Below are 17,251 nucleotides of genomic sequence, written 5' to 3'. Positions count from 1 at the left end.
GTGCTGGACTGTCGAGCCGTACGGGCGTACGGATGTACTTACGTACTGACGTACGGGGTGGGGCCGTGAGGAGGCCGGGGTGGGTGCGACAGCCGGGGCCGTCTGGGGGCGGGCCGAACAGCAGGACTTCCGCAGCCGGGTGCGCGGAACGCTGCTCGGCGCGGCCGTCGGCGACGCCCTCGGCGCGCCCGTCGAGGCGCTGACCCTGCCCCGGATCCGTGAGGCGTACGGCCCCGAGGGCCTGCCCGACCTCGCCCCCGCCTACGGCAGACGCGGCGCCATCACCGACCTCACCCAGCTGACCCTGTTCACCGTCGACGGCCTGATCCGCGCACAGGTCCGCCGCGACACCGGCGCCTGGCACCCGCCGACCGATCTGCACCGGGCCTACCTCCGCTGGGCGGCCACCCAGCGGGACTGGGGTCCCGACGAGCGCCGCAAGGACGACGGCTGGCTCGCCCGCGAGGAGTGGCTGTACGCCCGGCGCGACCCGTCCCGCGTCTGCCTGCTGGGCTTCGCCGACGACACCATGGGCACGCTCGACGCCCCCAAGAACCCCGGCGAGGCCGGTGCGGAGGCCGCCGCCCGCTCGGCCCCCTTCGGCCTCCTCGTCGGCTGGGAGCCCCAGCTAGTCTTCCAGCTCGCCGTCGAGTGCGCGGCCCAGACCCACGGCCACCCCACCGCGTACCTCACGGCCGGCTCGTACGCCGTCGTCGTGCACGCCCTGGCCCGGGGCGAGAGCATGGACGCCGCCGTGCAGAAGGCCCTCGTGCTGCTCGCCGCCCGCCCCGGCCACCAGCCCGTCGCCGAGGCCCTCCAGCAGGCCCTCGCCGCCGTCCGCACCGGCCCGCCCTCCCCGGCGCTCGTGGAGGAACTGGCCGACCCCGGCACGGCCGACCGGCTGCTCGCCGTCGCCGTCTACTGCGCGCTCGTGGGGGAGGACGTACGCCAGGGCCTGTGCCTCTCGGTCAACCACAGCGGCCCCTCGAAGGCGGCGGGCGCCCTGACCGGCGGCCTCCTCGGCGCCCTGCACGGCGAGACGGCGCTCCCCCCTGCCTGGCTGGCCGAACTCGAGGGCCGTCCCACCCTCCTGGTCCTCGCCGACGACTTCGCCCTGGAGATGACCCAGGGCCCCGCCCTGCACAGCCCCAGCGGCGCGGTACCGGGCTGGCTGGCCCGATACCCCCGCGGCTGAGCGCCACGCCGGTGAGAACGGCCGGTGAGAAAGGAACCCATGGCGGACTGGACCCTGCGCCGGGCCTCGGTGACGGACGTGGAGCCGTTGGCCGAGTTGCGGGCCGTGGTGATGCGGCCGGACCTGGAGCGCCTCGGCCGCTACGACGAGGACCGGGTCCGCCGGCGCTTCCGTGACGGCTTCGACGCGGCCCACACCTGGATCGTCGAGGTGAACGGCCGACCCGCCGGCTGTGTGGCGCTCCGCCCCGCCGCCGACGCCCACTGGCTGGAGCACTTCTACCTGGCCCCGCACCTGCACGGCTCCGGCACCGGCACGGCCGTGCTGCGGGAACTGCTGGACCGCTGCGACCGGGACGCCACCGTGGTCCGCCTGAACGTGCTGCGGGGCAGCCCGGCCCGCCGCCTCTACGAACGGCACGGCTTCACCACGGAGTCCGAGGACCCGGTGGACGTGTTCATGGTGCGCCACCCGGCGGGCGTCCACCCCCGTGCGGTTACCGTGACGCCATGAGCACCAGGATGATCATCCTCAACGGCGGTTCCAGTTCGGGGAAGTCCGCGATCGCGCGAAGCCTGCAGACCGTACTGCCGGACCCCTGGCTGGCGTTCAGCGTCGACACCCTCGTGGACGCGATGCCCGAGCGGATGCGGTCCTCGGACGGGGGCATCGACTTCGCGGAGGACGGCGCGGTGAGCACCGGCGCCGACTTCCAGGTGCTGGACGCGGCCTGGGCGGCGGGCATCGCGGCCATGGTCCGCGCGGGCGCCCGTGTCGTCGTCGACGACGTCTTCCTGGGCGGCGCCACCTCCCAGCGGCGCTGGCGCGACGCCGTCGGCGACCTCCCCGTCCTGTGGGTCGGCGTCCACTGCGACAGCGCGGTGGCCACGGCCCGCGAGACCGCCCGCGGCGACCGCCCCCACGGCATGGCCGCCCTCCAGGCCCACCTGGTCCACAGGGACGTCATCTACGACCTGGAGATCGACACCACCCACACCGCCCCCCTGGCCTGCGCCCACACCATCGCGGCCCACCTGGACTGAGTGCCGGCCCACCGGTCCTGGTGCCGGTGACGGCCGTGTGCTGGGCGCTGCTGATGACCTGGCGGAAAACGGTGGTCCGCGCGGGGACGGGGCTCTAGGGTCCTCGCTTGTGACTGGACTCCCCTCGCATCTCAGCACGACAGCGGCCGCGTACGACGACATCGCCGTCCTCTACGCCCAACTGGCCAGGGACGAGTTCGACTCCCTTCCGCTGGACCGGGCGATGCTCGCCGCGTTCGCCGACTCCGTGCTGGCCGTCGACGGCGGGCCGGTCGCCGAGCTGGGGTGCGGCCCCGGCCGCGTGACGGCGTATCTGCGGGACCTCGGGCTCGACGTCCTCGGGATCGATCTCTCGCCGGTGATGATCCGGCTGGCCCGCGAGTCCTACCCCGACCTGCGGTTCGAGGTCGGCTCCATGCACGCGCTCGACCTGGCCGACGACGAGCTGGACGGCATCGTCTCCTGGTACTCGGTCATCCACGCCCCGCCCCGCGACGTGTCCTCGTACGTCGCGGAGTTCCGCCGCGTCCTCGCGCCCGGCGGCCATCTCGTGCTCGGCTTCTTCGAGTCGGAGGGCGGACCGGTCACCGAGTTCGACCACAGGGTGACGACGGCCTACCGCTGGCCGATCGACGAACTCGCCGCTCTGACCGCCGATTTCGGCTTCACCGAGATCGGCCGCATGCTCCGTGAGCCCCGCGAGGGGGAGCGGTTCCGGCGCGGGCACCTGCTGATGCGGCTGGAGAAGTAGCCCGCCGCACGCCGGAGGGCCGCTCCAGGATCCCCCGCCCGGAGCGGCCCCCCGGCACACGAAGCGCGTCGCCCTAGACCCCCGTCGGACTGGCCGCGTCCTTCCCCGAACCCGATCCCGAATCCGCACCCGGTCCCGGAGCCGGAGCCGGTCCCGGAGCCGGTACGGTCGCCGTGGCTCCCGCGCCGCCGCCTCGGCCGTCGCCGTCGCTGTCGCCGTCCGTGTTGATCTTCTCGATGATGGCGAGCCGCTCCGGGGTGTCCTCCGGCTTGATGAAGCCGATGACGATGTACAGCACCAGCGACACCGCCAGCGGGACGGACACCTGGTACTGGAGCGGGACACCGCCCTCGACGTTCCAGTGGATCGGGTAGTTGACCAGCCAGAAGGCGAACAGCCCGCACGCCCAGCTGGTGAGCGCGGCCGTAGGGCCGGAGCGGCGGAACGGACGCAGCAGACCCAGCATCATCGGGATGGCCATCGGCCCCATCAGACCGGCGACCCACTTGATGACGACGGTGATGATGTCCTTGAACGCGGGCGAGTTGACCTGCGTGGCCGCCGCCATGGACAGGCCGAGGAACACGACGGTCGTGATCCGGGCGACCCGCAGCCCCTGCCCCTCGCTCCAGGCCCGCGCCCGGCGCCAGATCACCGGCGCGCAGTCGCGGGTGAAGACGGCGGCGATGGCGTTGGCGTCGGAGGAGCACATCGCCATGGTGTGGGAGAAGAAGCCGACGATGACGAGGCCCAGCAGTCCGTGCGGCAGCAGCTGTTCGGTCATCAGGGCGTACGTGTCGGAGCCGTCGCCCTTCTCCGAGGTGACCAGGAGGGGCGACATCCACATGGGGAAGAACAGCACCAGCGGCCAGACCAGCCACAGGATCGCCGACAGCCGGGCGGAGCGTTCGGCCTCGTACGGGGTGGCGGTGGCCATGTAGCGCTGGGCCTGGTTGAGCATGCCGCCGTTGTACTCGAACAGCTTGATGAAGAGGAACGCGAGGAGGAAGACGGTGCCGTACGGGCCGACGAGGGGTTCCGCGTGTCCCTTCAGCTCGGGACGGTCCCATACGCCGAAGAAGCCGCCGTAGTCGTCCAGTTTCACGAAGACGGCCACGAACATCGCGATGCCGGCCAGCAACTGGATGACGAACTGGCCGAGTTCGGTCAGCGCGTCCGCCCACAGTCCGCCGATGGTGCAGTACACGGCGGTGATGCTGCCGGTGATGAGGATGCCCTGGTTCAGGGAGACCCCGGTGAAGACGGACAACAGGGTCGCGATCGCCGCCCACTTCGCGCCCACGTCCACGATCTTCAGCAGCATGCCGGACCAGGCCAGCGCCTGCTGGGTCTGCAGGTTGTAGCGGTTCTTCAGATACTCCAGCGGCGACGCCACATGAAGACGCGACCGCAGCCGGTTGATGCGCGGCGCGAACAGCTTGGAGCCGATGGCGATACCGAGGGCGATGGGGAAGGACCACGTCACGAACGAGGTCACACCCCACGTGTACGCGATTCCGGCGTACCCGGTGAACATCACCGCGCTGTAGCCCGACATGTGGTGCGAGATGCCGGACAACCACCACGGCATCTTGCCGCCGGCGGTGAAGAAGTCGCTGACGTTGTCCACCCGCTTGTGCGACCAGACGCCGATCGCCACCATCACACCGAAGTAGCCGATGAGCACGGCCCAGTCGAGACTGTTCATGGGCCCCCTTCCAGGGTCCGCCGCCAGGGTCAGGCATGTGCACGGTCAGGCATGTGAACTCTGGGTGGGGTGGCATGCCTGCGGCAAGGAAGAGGGAAGTCAAGAGGGGGTAAAGAAGTTCTGTGCGATGACCCTAGTTCATGTACATGAACGGCTGATTGGCCGAAAACGATCAGCTCAGCCCATCAGCCCCGCATCGTCCGGGACCGGGGGCTCAGCGCATCAGCTCCCCGGCGTTGACGAGCAACGACTGACCCGTGATGGCCCGCGCCCGGTCGGAGGCCAGGAAGACCGCGGCGTCGGCGACGTCCCCGTCCGTGGCCAGCTCGGGCAGCGCCATCCGCTCGGTGAGCCGCGCCAGCACCTGCTCCTCGGGAACCCCCTCGCCGTGCGCCGTGAACCGGACGTACGCCTCCACCGGCGGCCCCCACATCCACCCCGGCAGCACCGTGTTGACCCGTATCCGGTGGGGGCCCAGCTCCCGGGCCAGCGAGTACATGGCGCTCGTCAGCGCGCCCTTGGACGCCGCGTACGCCGCCTGGCGCACCTGTGAGGGCGCGGCGACCGACGACTGCGTCCCGATGATGACGACGGACCCGCCGCCCGCCTCCTTCAGGGCCGGCAGACAGGCCCGTGTCATCCGCAGCGTGCCCAGCAGGTTGACGTCGAGGACCGCCTGCCAGGTGGCGAAGTCGGCGTCCTCCAGGCCCCCGAAGTGGCTGTCCCAGGCGGCCACGTGCACCACCGCGTGCACGCCCCCGAACCGCTCCCGCGCCAGCGCCGCGAGCGCCTCGCACTGCGCCTCGTCGGTGATGTCCGTGGCCCGGTACGCCGTGTGCGCGCCGTCCGGGTCCAGCTCCGCCGCGGCCTTGGCGAGGTTCGCCTCCGTACGCGCCCCCAGCACGGCGTTCCCGCCGTCCCGTACGACCGCGGCGGCCACCCGCTGGCCGAGTCCCGCTCCGACGCCCGACACGACGACGGTCTTGCCGTTCAGCAGGGGCGGGGTCATCGCTACCTCCAGGGTCTGGCGCTCCATCTGACGGAGCGTCAGAGTATGGGCGACCGGTGGAGGAAGGAAGGGAAGCATCCATGTCGGACGACACCCGAAGCGCCGCCTATGCCGAGCTGGCCGCCGTCGGCCCGTACGGCGTCCGTCCCGGCCACGCCCTGATCACGATGGTCGAGCCGCATCCGGGACACGAGTACGCGTACAACCGCTGGTACGAGGACGACCACTACTACGCGGGTGCGATGGCGATGCCCTGGATGTTCGCGGGCCGCCGCTGGGTCGCCACCCGTGATCTGCAACTCCTGCGGACTCCCGAGAAGTCGGCGATCGCCCAGCCGGTCACCGCCGGCTGCTACCTCTCCACGTACTGGATCACCGACGGTCGCTACGACGACCACATGCGCTGGACGGTCGCCATCAACAAGCGGCTGAACCGCGACGCGCGCGTCTACCAGGACCGTACGCATGTCTTCACCGCGTTCCAGGACCACGAGGTGACCGTCTACCGGGACGGCGCCGCCGGGCCCCGCGACTTCCATGCTCTCGACCACCCGTACGCGGGCCTGGTGCTGGAGGTGGTGGACGCCGAAGGGCCCGAGCGGCGGGTGGAGTTGCTGGAGTGGCTGCGAGCCCGGCATCTGCCGAAGCGGCTCGCCGGGTCCCCCGCCGCCCTGGTGACGGTCTTCCGGCCGACGCCGCTGCCGCTGGACCGCATGTCCTACGTCAAGCAGGTCGAGGGCGTCGACACACGCCTGACCCTCCTGTGGTTCCTGGAGGCCCACCCTCGCGACTGCTGGGAGGCGCACTTCGCGGGCCTGGGGGAGGAACTGGACGGATCGGGGCTGGGGAGGCTGGAGTTGCTGGCCCCCTTCGTCCCGACGGTGCCGGGGACGGACCGGTACGTGGACCGGCTGCGGTAGTCGGAGTTCGGGCAAGGCCGAGCCCCCTCGGCCAGGACGGCGGGCCGGTCGAGAGGGCTCTGTCAGTTGGTGTGTGTGAAGTTGTGTTTCAGGTGGGGGTGAACCATGGTCACGCGAGGTCGAAGGCTCCCCGGTTGACCCCGGTGACGAACGCGTTCCACGAGTCGGCGGGGAACGCCAGGGTCGGACCGTCGGAAACCTTGGAGTCACGCACGGAGAGTGCCGCGACGACGGGGGACTTGACCTCGACGCACGCGCCGTTGCCCGTGGAGTACGAGGACTTGACCCACGTGTCCGTGGCGCCTTGCTGAATTGCCATTTCTGCTCCGCTAGCCGGTTGGTCGTTGAGTTGCTGTCGCCGAACTCTGGGAACACATCCGTTCCCGGACCCCACAGTTCGGTTTCCGCCAAGGTCGTTGATTTCCTTGACGTGATCGACGCTACTCGCCAACATCGGCTGGCGAAGCGACTATTCACTCGTGCGAGTGGCATATTCCCCTTAGGTCTTCCCCTCAGGGGTGCCAAGGTGTATCTTCCGTCCCTTTCAATCCCGCAGCCCCTTGTTTGAGCCCGCGCAGGGACTACAACCCCGCATAGTTCTTCGCGATGTCGGCGATGAACTGGCGGGATTGATCCACATTCAGGGCCTGCGCTCTCAAGTGCTCGTACATCACGCTGTACTTCTGGACGTCGGCCGGCTTCTCCAGATACAGATCGCTCGTGACACCCTCGATGTAGACGACGCTGGAATCCGAGGCGTCCGGGAACTCCAGAATCGCGTACTGGCCGTTGAGACCGGGATGCGCGCCCAGGTCGAAGGGGATCACCTGCACGGTGACGTGCGGGAGTTGGGACTGCTCGACCAGGTACTCCAACTGATCGCGCATCAGGGAGCGGTTGCCGACCACCCGGCGCAGCGCGGCCTCGTCGAGGACCGTCCACAGCCGCAGGGGGCTCTCCGGCGCGGAGATACGTTCCTGTCGCCTCATCCGTACCTGGACCCGCTTCTCGATGTCCCCGGGCATCGTCTCGGGCAGCGCGCCCGCGATGAGGGCCTCGGCGTACGGGCGGGTCTGGAGGAGCCCGGGGACGACCTGCGGGTCGTACACGCGCAGACTGGCCGCGTCGGTCTCCAGGCCGATGTAGACGCTGTACGGGACGTCGCCGAACGCGTGCCACCAGCCCTGCTGGCGCGAGTCCTTGGCCATCTGCATCAGCGAGTCGACGACCCGCTGGTCCTCGACCTCGTAGACCCCGCAGAGATCGCGGACGTCGCGCTGGCTGATGCTGCGGCGCCCGTTCTCCAGTCGGCTGATCTTCGACTGCGAGACCAGCAGCCGCTCGGCCACTTCCTCGGCGGTCATGCCCTTGAGCTCACGGAGCCGACGCAGCTCCTGGCCCAACCGGCGTCGCCTGACGGTGGGATTGACATTGGACGCCACGGGACGTGCACCTCCGGCTGCGGGCCTCTACTTTGCGTATCTGCTGCTGAGCAGATTGCCACCAAGGTGCTGAGTACCGCTGGAAAACAACGGATATGCGCTTGCGTGCACCGCTCGCACCGTAGTTTTTCCGCCCTGGGGGGTTCTCCGCCGAATGCACGGCCAGCACCGGAACATGCGGCCGCGCGGGGCGGCGAGGCCCTGTCGTACGGACCGGCCCGAGCGGTCGACGGATCGACCGGCCGAGCGTGTCCGTACGGCCTCGCACGCCCCGCGCGATCCAGCGGCTCCCGAACCGGGTCCTGGGGTCCCTGGGGCGGTTCGGTCCGGCGCTGACGGTGCGAGTGGTGCGCACAGTGCGCATCGTGACGCGGTGCGGGTCGTTCGGTGGTGCGGTGGTGCGGTTTTCCGGTGGTGCGGTTTTCCGGTAGTGCGGTGGTCCGGTAGTGCGGTGGTCCGGTAGTGCGGTGGTGGACCGACGGTTGTGGCTCAGTGCGCCACCACGCGTGCCATGGAGCCACGGCGCGGCTGCATCGGAACACCGCGGGCGGGTTCCGGCGTGGGTGGCCGGGCGCCGGGTGCGGCCTGCCGGCCGGCCGGTGCCGGGCTGCGGCGCGGCTGTGCGGCCACACCGTTCTGCACGTCCATGACGGCGTGGGCCACCAGACCGCCCATGGGGTCGTGCCGGATGAGGTCCCTGAGCCGGGAGCGGGACGAGCGTCCCTCGTTCCCCGGGTACAGGTGCTTGCCGAGGCCCACGGCGTGGGCCAGTGCGGCGAGCGCGGCCGTCCGCGGGTCCGGCGGTACGCCGGTGCGGATCGCGGAATCCAGCCGGGCCCTGATCTCCCGGCTGATGGCCGTGTCCGTCGCCTGGTAGCGCGTCGTCGGCAGCACCCCGCACATCTGGCCCGCGACGGCGTGCACCATGCCGCAGCGCTCCAGGTGTGACAGATAGGTCTGGCGCAGCCCCAGGCGGGGCCCGCCGATCCAGTGCACCGCACGGACCGGAGCGCCGCGCCTTCGCAGCAACTCCAACGCGCAGTCCAGTGTTGGATCTCCAGTCGGCCGTGGGGACACCACGGCGATACGATCCCCGTCTGGGGCTATCCGTCCGGCCAGCGCCAGCTCCACTAGCTGCGCTCCGGCCAGACCAAGGTCGAGCGACTGCGGCTGTGCGGTGGTACCCGTGGCCGGGTCCAACGCCAGCAGCAGAAGCTCCTCCGGAATGGTTCTGCGGCTCCTGCCCATCCATGCCTCCCCGCGTGGATGAATGACAGGGTGACCCCTCTCACATTGGTCTGTCGAGGGTGCGTGACCGGAATGTAGTGGAACCGATAGGTATGTCGTTCTCGTCTACCACAGGGGCTAAGCCCGCACACAGGACACTGGTACATGGTTCGGACAGCGGCGCGGCGCGGTGGTGCGCGGGGTGACTAGTGTCCGGGCGGTGGGTTTCACAGATCGGTAGGGCGCGTGTCCCGAGGACGGGCGGCGCGCGGGAGGAGGCATCGGTGGCGGGCACGTCCCCCGACAGGTCGAAGCGGTACGAGTCGTCGACATCGTCGGCGCCGGGGAGCGAACCGCCGATCCCGGAGACCCCGGGCTCCGGGTCCCCCGCGTCCTCCGACGACCCACGCCTCTCCCTCTCCCGGCCGACCTCCCCGGCCCCCACCCCGAAGCCGGACCAGGCGACGGCGGTCTTCTCCCGCCGAGCACTGCTGGAGACGGCGGAGAAGGCGGAGACGGCGGAGCGGGCGGATCCGGAGGGCGACGCCCACGCGGGTGACGTGAAGTCCGACGCGGCGGGGGCGAGTGCCGCCGAGGGTGCGAAGTCGTCCGACGCGGAGGGCGCGACGGCCGACGCCGACGCGGGCGCGACGGCCGAGGCTGAAGGTGCCGGGTCGGGTGCTGGGGGTGCCGGAGAGACTTCGGGCGGCGCTGAGTCGGATGACACCGAGCAGAGCGAGGCTGCTGTCGACGACGCTGATGGCGATGGCGATGGCGATGGCGATGGCGATGGCGATGGCGATGGCGATGGCGACGGCGAGCCCGAGGCCAAGTCCCAGGCCGAGGTGAGCTCGGAGCCGGCGGACGACGAGGTCGACGACGCGCCCGAGGCCCAGACCGACGACCCGGCCGAGGCCGAGTCTGGTGATGCCCCCCGGCACTCGCCGGGTGTCGCCACGCCCACGCTCGCCCTTGCGGCACGCCTGCCCGCGGCGCGCGAGGCGGAGGAGGCCGGGGCCGGCCAGGTGACTGCCGACCGCGCACATGCCGCCATCGACGCCGAGGCCGGGACTCCGCGTGACCGCGAGCCCGACGCAGGGGCCGGGGACGCGGGCGACGCCGGTACCGAGACCGAGGGTTACGGCTCCGGATCTGTCGAGGACGCGAGGCCCGAGGCGGTTGTGGGCGGCCGCGCGAGTGCCGAGGCCGACGCCGACCCGTCGCGCGACGGGGAGAGCGGTGCCGCGGAGCGCGACGATGCCGACTTGCCCGCCGACTCCGACTCCAGCTCCGACGCCGGGACTCCGCGTGACCGCGTACCCGAGCCCGACGCCGGTCCCGACGAGGAGCGCGGCAAGGGCTCCGAGGGCAGCGGGAAGGCCGGCTCCGGCACCCCCGCCTCCAAGGGCGGCTCCGGGGTCTTCTTCGCCAAGTCCCGCCCCAGCGAGATCGCGGCAGAGGACGAAGTCGAAGCCGAGGCCGACGCCGAGCCGCCCGTCGACCAGGCGACCGCCATCTTCCGCGCACCCAAGCTCCCCCCGGTGGACCAGCCCACCACCATGCTCAAGCTGGGCGCGGCGGCCACCAGGGCGACCGACGACGAGACCGACGACGCCTCCGACGAGGACACCTCCGACAAGGCCGAACCCGACGGCAAGGGCACCGAGGACGCCAAGGGCACCCCGGACGACGCCAAGGGCACCCCCAGCGAGCGGACCAGCAAGTTCGTGGCGCTCAAGTCGCTCGACGACGCCGCCCCGCCCAAGTCCGCGCAGCCCTCCGTCGCGCCCGCCGAGGCCACCCGGACGGTTCCTCAGGTCGGCCCCGAGCGGACCACGCAGCAGCCGTTGCCGCCGAAGCCCCCGCTGGATCTGCTGGCGGAGCTGACGAACACGCCGCCGCCCCCGCAGACCCCGCTCAGGACGGCCGTCCGCCGGGTCAAGATCTGGACCCCGCTGGTCATCCTGCTGGTGATCGTCTTTGCGGTCGTACAGAACTTCCGTTCGCTCCCCGCCCCGACGCTCGCGCTGACCGCGAAAGAGTCGTACGCCTTCGAGGGCGACAAGGTGACCCTGCCGTGGCCCGAGCAGGGCCAGGGCTGGATGGACGTCAACGGCATCGGCACGCTGGACAGCTTCGGCGAGCAGAAGCCCGTCGCCATCGGCTCCGTCGCCAAGGCGATGACCGCGTACGTCATCCTGAAGGAGCACCCGATGAAGCCGGGTGCGAAGGGCGCGACCATCCCGGTCGACGCGAAGGCGGAGACCGAGGGCGGTTACGACAAGGACGGCGAGTCCACGCTCAACACCGTCAAGGAGGGCGACAAGCTCTCCCAGTACGACGCCATCGCGGCCATCATGATCCCGTCCGCGAACAACATCGCGCGGCTGCTCGCCCGCTGGGACAGCAACGGTTCCGAGGCGGAGTTCGTCAAGAAGATGAACGCCGCCGCCAAGGACCTCGGGATGAAGAACACCACCTACACCGACCCCTCCGGGCTGAAGGAGACGACCGTCTCCACCGCCGAGGACCAGGTGAAGCTCGGCAACGAGCTGGTGCGGATGAAGGCCCTCACCGACATCACCAAGCTGCCCTACTGGTACGACCCGTCGGGCCAGCGCTGGGACAACTACAACCGTCTCGTCCCCTACAACAACGCCATCGGCATCAAGACCGGCTCCACCTCGGCCGCCGGCGGCAACCTGCTCTTCGCCGCCACCAAGGAGGTCGGCGGTGAGACGGCCATCGTCGTCGGCGCGATCCTCGGCCAGCACACCCCGCCGATCATCGACACGGTCAACGCGGTCAGCAAGACGGCCATGATCGCCGCCCAGGACGCCCTCACCTCCGACACGATCCTGAAGAAGGGCGACGTCGTCGGCTACGTCGACGACCAGCTCGGCGGACAGACCCCCGTCGTCGTCACCGACGACGTCTCGGCGGTCGGCTGGGCAGGCAAGACCGTCAAGCTGGGGCTGGAGCCCGCAAAAACCATCCCGCACCAGGCGAAGGCCGGTACGAAGGTCGGCTCGCTGACCGTGGGCGACGGCACCGGCTACGGCGTCGAGGTCCCGGTGGCCCTGCAGAAGGACCTCACCGAGCCCGGCTTCGTCCCCAGGCTCACCCGCGTGAGCTGACCGGCACAGCCCCCACCCGCACCGCACACGAAGAGGCGCCCCTCCCGACCACCGGCCGGGAGGGGCGCCTCATACGTAAGGCCCGCACGGGGGGCCGAGTGGCGGCCGAGCGGGCCCGTCCTACTCCTCGCCCTCCTCCTCCGCCTCCTTCTCGCACTCCAGCGCCGTCTTCCGGGACGGTCCCCCGTACTGCGAGCTGATGCGGACGTCACCGGCCTCGTGGACGGTGAGGCGGGTGAACTCGGTGAGATCGCCGTCGGACTCGCGGTCGGCGGCGAGGCAGCCGTTGTCCGCCCACAGCCACGGCGAGTAGGCGACGCGGACGGTGACCTCGCCGGGGCCGGGCATACGGACGACGAGGTTGGCCCCGTCGGCGCTGACCACCGACGCCGGCCTGTCGACCAGCGGCGTCGCGTTCTTCACCCGGTAGATCTTCCAGTTCGCGTCCTCCCAGACGCGCTCCAGATAGTCGGGCTCGCTGGTCACCAGCGCGTGTTCCAGCTCGGCGGGCCCGTCCGGCTCGCCGTTGACGAGGACGACGAAACCGACCGCCCACTGGGACAGCCACGCCTTGTAGGCCGCCGGGGTGAAGGCGCCCTCGGGCACCTCCGTGCCGCCGTGGCCCTCGTAGAAGAGGCGGCCCCGTTCGACGTCGGCCTGCCGGTTCCAGCCGCGCGCCATGTTGATGTACGGGGCGAGGATCGCGGCCTCGCGGTGGTCGCGGGCCGGGACCACCTCGACGCGGGTCTTCCAGGCGCCCAGCCGCTTCAGCTCGCGCACCACCCCGTCGGTCTTCACGGCCCACTCGGGCACCTTGGTGTTGGTGACGATGTCGGCGGTGGTCTTGGCCGTCAGCCACGTCAGGGAGAGGACCAGGGCGACCACACCGGCCACCACCCGCCGCCGTGCCGTGAACCAGGACAGCGGCAGCCGGGCCCCCTCCGCGCGCGCCTCGCCGCAGTACAGGGCGATGGCCAGGGCCGCCGCCGGGCCCGCCAGCTCCAGGAGCCGCTCGACGTTCGTGCCGATGGGGGTGGGGATCAGATAGCAGAGGACCACGCCGAGGGCGTACACCGCGGAGCCGAGGCGGAGCACCCGCCAGGCGCTCGGCGCGGTCACCACGACCACCGCGCAGATCACCACCGGAGGCCATATCCGGCTGAACGCCATGGGCTGCTCGCCCTCGAAGGGGAACAGCAGCGTGGTCACGGCGACGACCGTCACCGGCGGCACGATCAGGGCCGCCGCCCGGCCCCACTCGCGGCACAGCAGATACGCGGCGCCGACCACGAGGAGGAAGAGCCCGGAGACGGGGCTCCCCATCGTGGACAGCGTCGCGCACACCGCCGCCACGGCCAGCCGCCGCCCGCCGCGCCCGCCCACCACCGCCAGCAGCGCCCCCATGGCGAAGGCCGTGCCCAGCATGAACGTGGAGCGGCCCGACACCACCTGGCACCACAGCGAGAACGTCGCCGCGAGAGCGACCGGGATCGGCCCCCGCACACCCGTCCGGGCGACGACCGCGCCGACGAGCCAGGACGCGGTGAGGCCGGACGCCAGCGTCACGGCGACCACCCCGCACACCGCCATCAGATACGGCGAGAGGACGCTGTAGTTCGCCGCGTGCAGGCCCCCGTACCAGAACAGGTTGACCGCGGAGTCCGGGTACATCTTCGCGAACTCCGCCCACGCCACCTGGGCGGCCAGATCCCCGCCGCCGGTCGCGAAGACCGCCCACCACACGACGTACAGCGGCAGGGCGCACAGAGCGGCCGTGAGGGGCACTCGGTGGCGTTCCCGCCACGGCTCACGCGTCGGCGACGGTTTGTCGGCGCGCGAGACGGGACGTCGTGGGGTCAGCTCGGCAAAGGCCACTGCGGCTCGTCCGTTCCGTTCGACTCGTGCGGGCGGTTGTTCGTCGTGTGTCGGAGTAGACGCTAACCACCCGCTGACAGTTGGCCGACAGGACCAGTTCCCTCCGGTGCGGCCGTAGGGAAAACCCCCACAGCCGTACCGGTACTACATGGGTCAGGATGCGACCGGGAACGCCACGTCGCACACCGGATCCTCCGGTCCCGCCGCGTCCCAGTCCGCGAAGTACACCTCACGGCAGGGGCCGACGACCTCCAGGCCACGCGCGGCGATCCACCGCTCGACGGCCTCGAAGGCCGCCGCGATCTGCGGGTAGGCCACCTGCGCCCTGGTGATCCGCGTGTACGCGAGCCGACGCGCCGGCTCCACACGCACCCCGGCCCCCCGGGCCCGCCCCTGCTCCGCGGCCCAGCGGCGGGCCGCGTCCGGATCGGCCACGGGGACACACGACTCGGCGGGGCCGTCGCTCTCCAGGGACACCTCGGAGTGGTACACGACGAACGGCGCCCCCGCCGTCCCGCCGCAGGCCGCCGCACCCTCCTCCAGCCGCCCCAGCGACGCCCCGATCCACGCCGGCAGCTCGTCGACCAGCAGGTGCCGCGTCTGGGTGAGCACCACCTGCGCGGCGGTGTCGACCGTCTCGACCACGAAGGTGCCGTACGCCGCGTCCGCGGCGTTCGTTCCGTTGGTGCCGTCCGTAGCGTCCATGGTGTCCATGGCGTCCATGGCGTCCATCGCCGGGTCCCTTCCCGTGAGCCGTCCACGGAGGTAACCGACCAGGGCCCGCTGCGACGCGAACCGCTCCTCGGCGCCGGCCCAGTACGCGGCGAGCCGCTCGGCGGCCAGCGCGCCGTCCGTCCCGACGGCCTCCACGATCTCCGCGACGCGGGCGAGAGGCATGTCGAGCTGCCGCAGCAGGGCGACGAGACGGGCGCGTTCGACCTGTTCGGACCGGTAGTACCGGTAGCCGGTCAGCTCGTCGACGTACGCCGGGGCGAGCAGCCCCAGCCGGTCGTAGAGCCGCAGGGCCTTCGCCGACAGCCGTGCGCGGGCGGCGAAGGCACCGATGGTGAGCAGGTCGTCGGTGGCCACTGGGTCATCCTCCGTCACCGGGCGTCCGCGCCCGGTGACAGGGACGGTGGTCCTTGACCCAGGGGGAAGGTCAAACGGGCGGGCGCACCCGCAGGGGCCGGTGGCCTCAGCCGATGGCCTTCTCCACGGCGGCCACCAGCTCCGGGGCCTCCGGCTCGGTCTGCGGGGAGAAGCGGGCCACGACCGAGCCGTCCCGGCCGATGAGGAACTTCTCGAAGTTCCAGCGGATGTCGCCGCTGTGGCCCTCGGCGTCCGCGTGGCCGACCAGCCGCTCGTACAGGGCGTGCCGGCCCTCGCCGTTCACCTCGACCTTCTCGGTCATCGGGAAGGTCACGCCGTACGTCGCCGAGCAGAACTCCGCGATCTCCTCGGCCGAGCCCGGCTCCTGCCCCAGGAACTGGTTGCAGGGCACGCCCAGCACGGTGAAGCCCTGCTGCGCGTAGCGGGCCTGAAGGGCTTCGAGGCCCGTGTACTGGGGGGTGAGACCGCACTTGGAGGCGACGTTCACGACGAGCACGGCCTTGCCGGCGTACTGCGCGAGGTCCGCGGAGCCGCCCGTGAGGGCACCGATCTCGACGTCGAGGGGAGAGGTAGTCATAAACGGATGCTATCTCCGGAAACTCTTTCGCCCCCGCCGCCCCGGACGGAACACCTCAGCCACCTCGGCTCACCGCGAACACGACGCGTCAGCCTGGCCCTCGTCGGCGGTCGAGCGTCAGCCTCGGTCCGCTCGGGATGCGAGGCCTCGGCCTCGGCCCCGTCCGGGACGCGGGGCTTCGGCCTCGGCCCACCCCGGACGTGATACGTACAGCCCCCGGCCCCGTCTGCGGCGGTGCGTCAGCCGCCGCCCCCGCCCCCGTCGGGCTCCCGGCGTTCCGGGGCACGGACCAACACCTCGCCCGCTGCCGTCCGGGTGTACAGGACCGAGCGGCCCGCTCGTGTGCGGTGGACCAGGCCCGCGTCCAGCAGGACCCTCAGATGGCGGCCCACCGAGCCGAGGGGGCGGCCGGTGAGCGCGCACAGCTGGGTCGTGCTCATCGGGGAGTCGAGGAGGGCCAGGACGCGGGCGCGGACGGTGCCGAGGAGCGGGCCGAGGGCGGCGGGCGCGGCCGCCGGGCCGCCGCCGTCGGCGAGGACGCCCGAGCACGGGTACACGACGGCGTACCGCTCGCCGTCCTCCCACGCCACCCAGCCGACCCGCTGCGGGGTGACCGGCACGAACACCAGCCGCGCGCCGGAGATCTCACGCGGCGGGTACTCGTGGAGGTTGACCTGGAGCCGGTTCTCGCCGAGCCAGCGCATCCCGGGCCGCAACGCGTCCAGCACCGCCGCCCAGCCGCTCTGCCCTAGCTGCGCGGTCCGGGCGAGGACGTCCGCCTCCAGCACGCGCCGCCGCCGCTCCCAGTCCGGCCGTACGGTCTCCTCCCACACGTACGTCAGGAGGTCGGCCGCACGGCCCGGCAGGTCGTCGCGGTCGAGGGCGGCCGGGAGCGGGCCGCGCAGGGACAGCACGAGGTGGGCGCGGGCGGCGGCCGGGTCCACGGCCCGGACCCGGGCGACCTCCTGCGCGAAGGTCTCGCCCTCGCGCGGGGTCGGGGTGAGGAAGTCGGCGATCCACTTCTCGCCGAGGCCCGCCCGGACCAGCAGGGCGGTGAGCGGGTCGCGGGCCAGCTCGGCGCGGTAGCCGGGCAGATGGGACGCCAGCCAGGACCGTTCCCCGGGGTGGGTGCCGGTGCCGGCGTGCAGCCGCTTCAGGCTCGCGAACGTCTCCGCGAGCGGCGACACCACGAACCGGCTGCCGGCGAGGGTGTCGGCGTTGACCTGCCACCAGCCCACCGCGGGACCTCCGGGACGC

Annotated in this window: 15 protein-coding genes; 6 read left to right on the top strand and 9 right to left on the bottom strand. The window is 71.6% G+C overall.

Going from position 1 to position 17,251, the window contains the following annotated elements; translation table 11 throughout:
• Positions 1-79 precede the first annotated feature (79 nt).
• The 4 genes from ACZ4Z3_RS33205 (at position 80) to ACZ4Z3_RS33190 (ending at position 2,989) form a co-directional block, all read left to right on the top strand.
• Positions 80-1,195: an ADP-ribosylglycohydrolase family protein gene (locus ACZ4Z3_RS33205; protein ID WP_468504513.1), complete on the top strand. Its 1,116-nt coding sequence runs from the start codon at positions 80-82 to the stop codon at positions 1,193-1,195.
• 39 nt (positions 1,196-1,234) lie between these two features.
• Positions 1,235-1,708 carry a GNAT family N-acetyltransferase gene (locus ACZ4Z3_RS33200; RefSeq protein ID WP_468504512.1) on the top strand — a complete coding sequence of 158 codons (474 nt, stop codon included), beginning with the start codon at positions 1,235-1,237 and terminating at the stop codon, positions 1,706-1,708.
• Positions 1,705-2,238, top strand: a complete 534-nt coding sequence (gene cpt / locus ACZ4Z3_RS33195; protein ID WP_468504511.1) for a chloramphenicol phosphotransferase CPT — start codon at positions 1,705-1,707, stop codon at positions 2,236-2,238. The genes ACZ4Z3_RS33200 and cpt overlap by 4 nt, the downstream gene beginning before the upstream one ends.
• Positions 2,239-2,347: 109 nt before the next feature.
• Positions 2,348-2,989 (top strand): class I SAM-dependent methyltransferase, encoded by a 642-nt coding sequence (locus ACZ4Z3_RS33190; RefSeq protein ID WP_468504510.1) that lies wholly within the window; start codon positions 2,348-2,350, stop codon positions 2,987-2,989.
• A 73-nt stretch (positions 2,990-3,062) separates the two neighbouring features.
• Here ACZ4Z3_RS33190 and ACZ4Z3_RS33185 read toward each other — a convergent pair whose 3' ends face one another.
• On the bottom strand, positions 3,063-4,697 hold the full coding sequence (locus ACZ4Z3_RS33185; protein WP_468504509.1) for a sodium:solute symporter family protein: 1,635 nt from the start codon (positions 4,695-4,697) through the stop codon (positions 3,063-3,065).
• A gap of 214 nt (positions 4,698-4,911) precedes the next feature.
• Positions 4,912-5,706 (bottom strand): SDR family oxidoreductase, encoded by a 795-nt coding sequence (locus ACZ4Z3_RS33180; RefSeq protein ID WP_468504643.1) that lies wholly within the window; start codon positions 5,704-5,706, stop codon positions 4,912-4,914.
• A gap of 80 nt (positions 5,707-5,786) precedes the next feature.
• On the opposite strand from ACZ4Z3_RS33180, the gene ACZ4Z3_RS33175 reads away from it, so the two are divergent.
• On the top strand, positions 5,787-6,626 hold the full coding sequence (locus ACZ4Z3_RS33175; RefSeq protein ID WP_468504508.1) for a hypothetical protein: 840 nt from the start codon (positions 5,787-5,789) through the stop codon (positions 6,624-6,626).
• Between the two features lie 109 nt (positions 6,627-6,735).
• On the opposite strand, the gene ACZ4Z3_RS33170 is transcribed toward ACZ4Z3_RS33175, so the two are convergent.
• The 3 genes from ACZ4Z3_RS33170 to ACZ4Z3_RS33160 all read right to left on the bottom strand — a co-directional run bounded on the left by ACZ4Z3_RS33170 (position 6,736) and on the right by ACZ4Z3_RS33160 (position 9,316).
• A complete protein-coding gene (locus ACZ4Z3_RS33170) occupies positions 6,736-6,945 on the bottom strand; it encodes a DUF397 domain-containing protein (protein ID WP_055537993.1) in 210 nt (69 codons plus the stop codon).
• A 262-nt stretch (positions 6,946-7,207) separates the two neighbouring features.
• Entirely contained in the window at positions 7,208-8,068 is an 861-nt protein-coding gene (locus ACZ4Z3_RS33165; RefSeq protein WP_468504507.1) for a helix-turn-helix domain-containing protein, read from the bottom strand.
• Positions 8,069-8,557: 489 nt separating this feature from the next.
• On the bottom strand, positions 8,558-9,316 hold the full coding sequence (locus ACZ4Z3_RS33160) for a GOLPH3/VPS74 family protein (RefSeq protein WP_468504506.1): 759 nt from the start codon (positions 9,314-9,316) through the stop codon (positions 8,558-8,560).
• Positions 9,317-9,579: 263 nt separating this feature from the next.
• On the opposite strand from ACZ4Z3_RS33160, the gene ACZ4Z3_RS33155 reads away from it, so the two are divergent.
• Positions 9,580-12,432, top strand: a complete 2,853-nt coding sequence (locus ACZ4Z3_RS33155) for a D-alanyl-D-alanine carboxypeptidase (RefSeq protein ID WP_468504505.1) — start codon at positions 9,580-9,582, stop codon at positions 12,430-12,432.
• A gap of 120 nt (positions 12,433-12,552) precedes the next feature.
• Here the strand turns inward: ACZ4Z3_RS33155 and ACZ4Z3_RS33150 are convergent, their stop codons facing one another.
• From ACZ4Z3_RS33150 to ACZ4Z3_RS33135, 4 genes are all read right to left on the bottom strand, one after another.
• On the bottom strand, positions 12,553-14,217 hold the full coding sequence (locus ACZ4Z3_RS33150) for a hypothetical protein (RefSeq protein ID WP_468504504.1): 1,665 nt from the start codon (positions 14,215-14,217) through the stop codon (positions 12,553-12,555).
• A 243-nt stretch (positions 14,218-14,460) separates the two neighbouring features.
• Entirely contained in the window at positions 14,461-15,414 is a 954-nt protein-coding gene (locus tag ACZ4Z3_RS33145) for a MerR family transcriptional regulator (RefSeq protein ID WP_468504503.1), read from the bottom strand.
• Between the two features lie 88 nt (positions 15,415-15,502).
• Positions 15,503-15,994: a glutathione peroxidase gene (locus ACZ4Z3_RS33140; RefSeq protein ID WP_468504502.1), complete on the bottom strand. Its 492-nt coding sequence runs from the start codon at positions 15,992-15,994 to the stop codon at positions 15,503-15,505.
• 239 nt (positions 15,995-16,233) lie between these two features.
• Positions 16,234-17,232, bottom strand: coding sequence for a helix-turn-helix domain-containing protein (locus ACZ4Z3_RS33135; protein ID WP_468504501.1), 999 nt, complete (start codon positions 17,230-17,232; stop codon positions 16,234-16,236).
• Positions 17,233-17,251: the final 19 nt, after the last annotated feature.

The sequence above is a fragment of the Streptomyces sp. NPDC030296 genome, assembly GCF_055572815.1.
The sequence above is the reverse complement of the archived record's forward strand: the minus strand, read 5'-3'. Positions and strand labels throughout refer to the sequence as shown.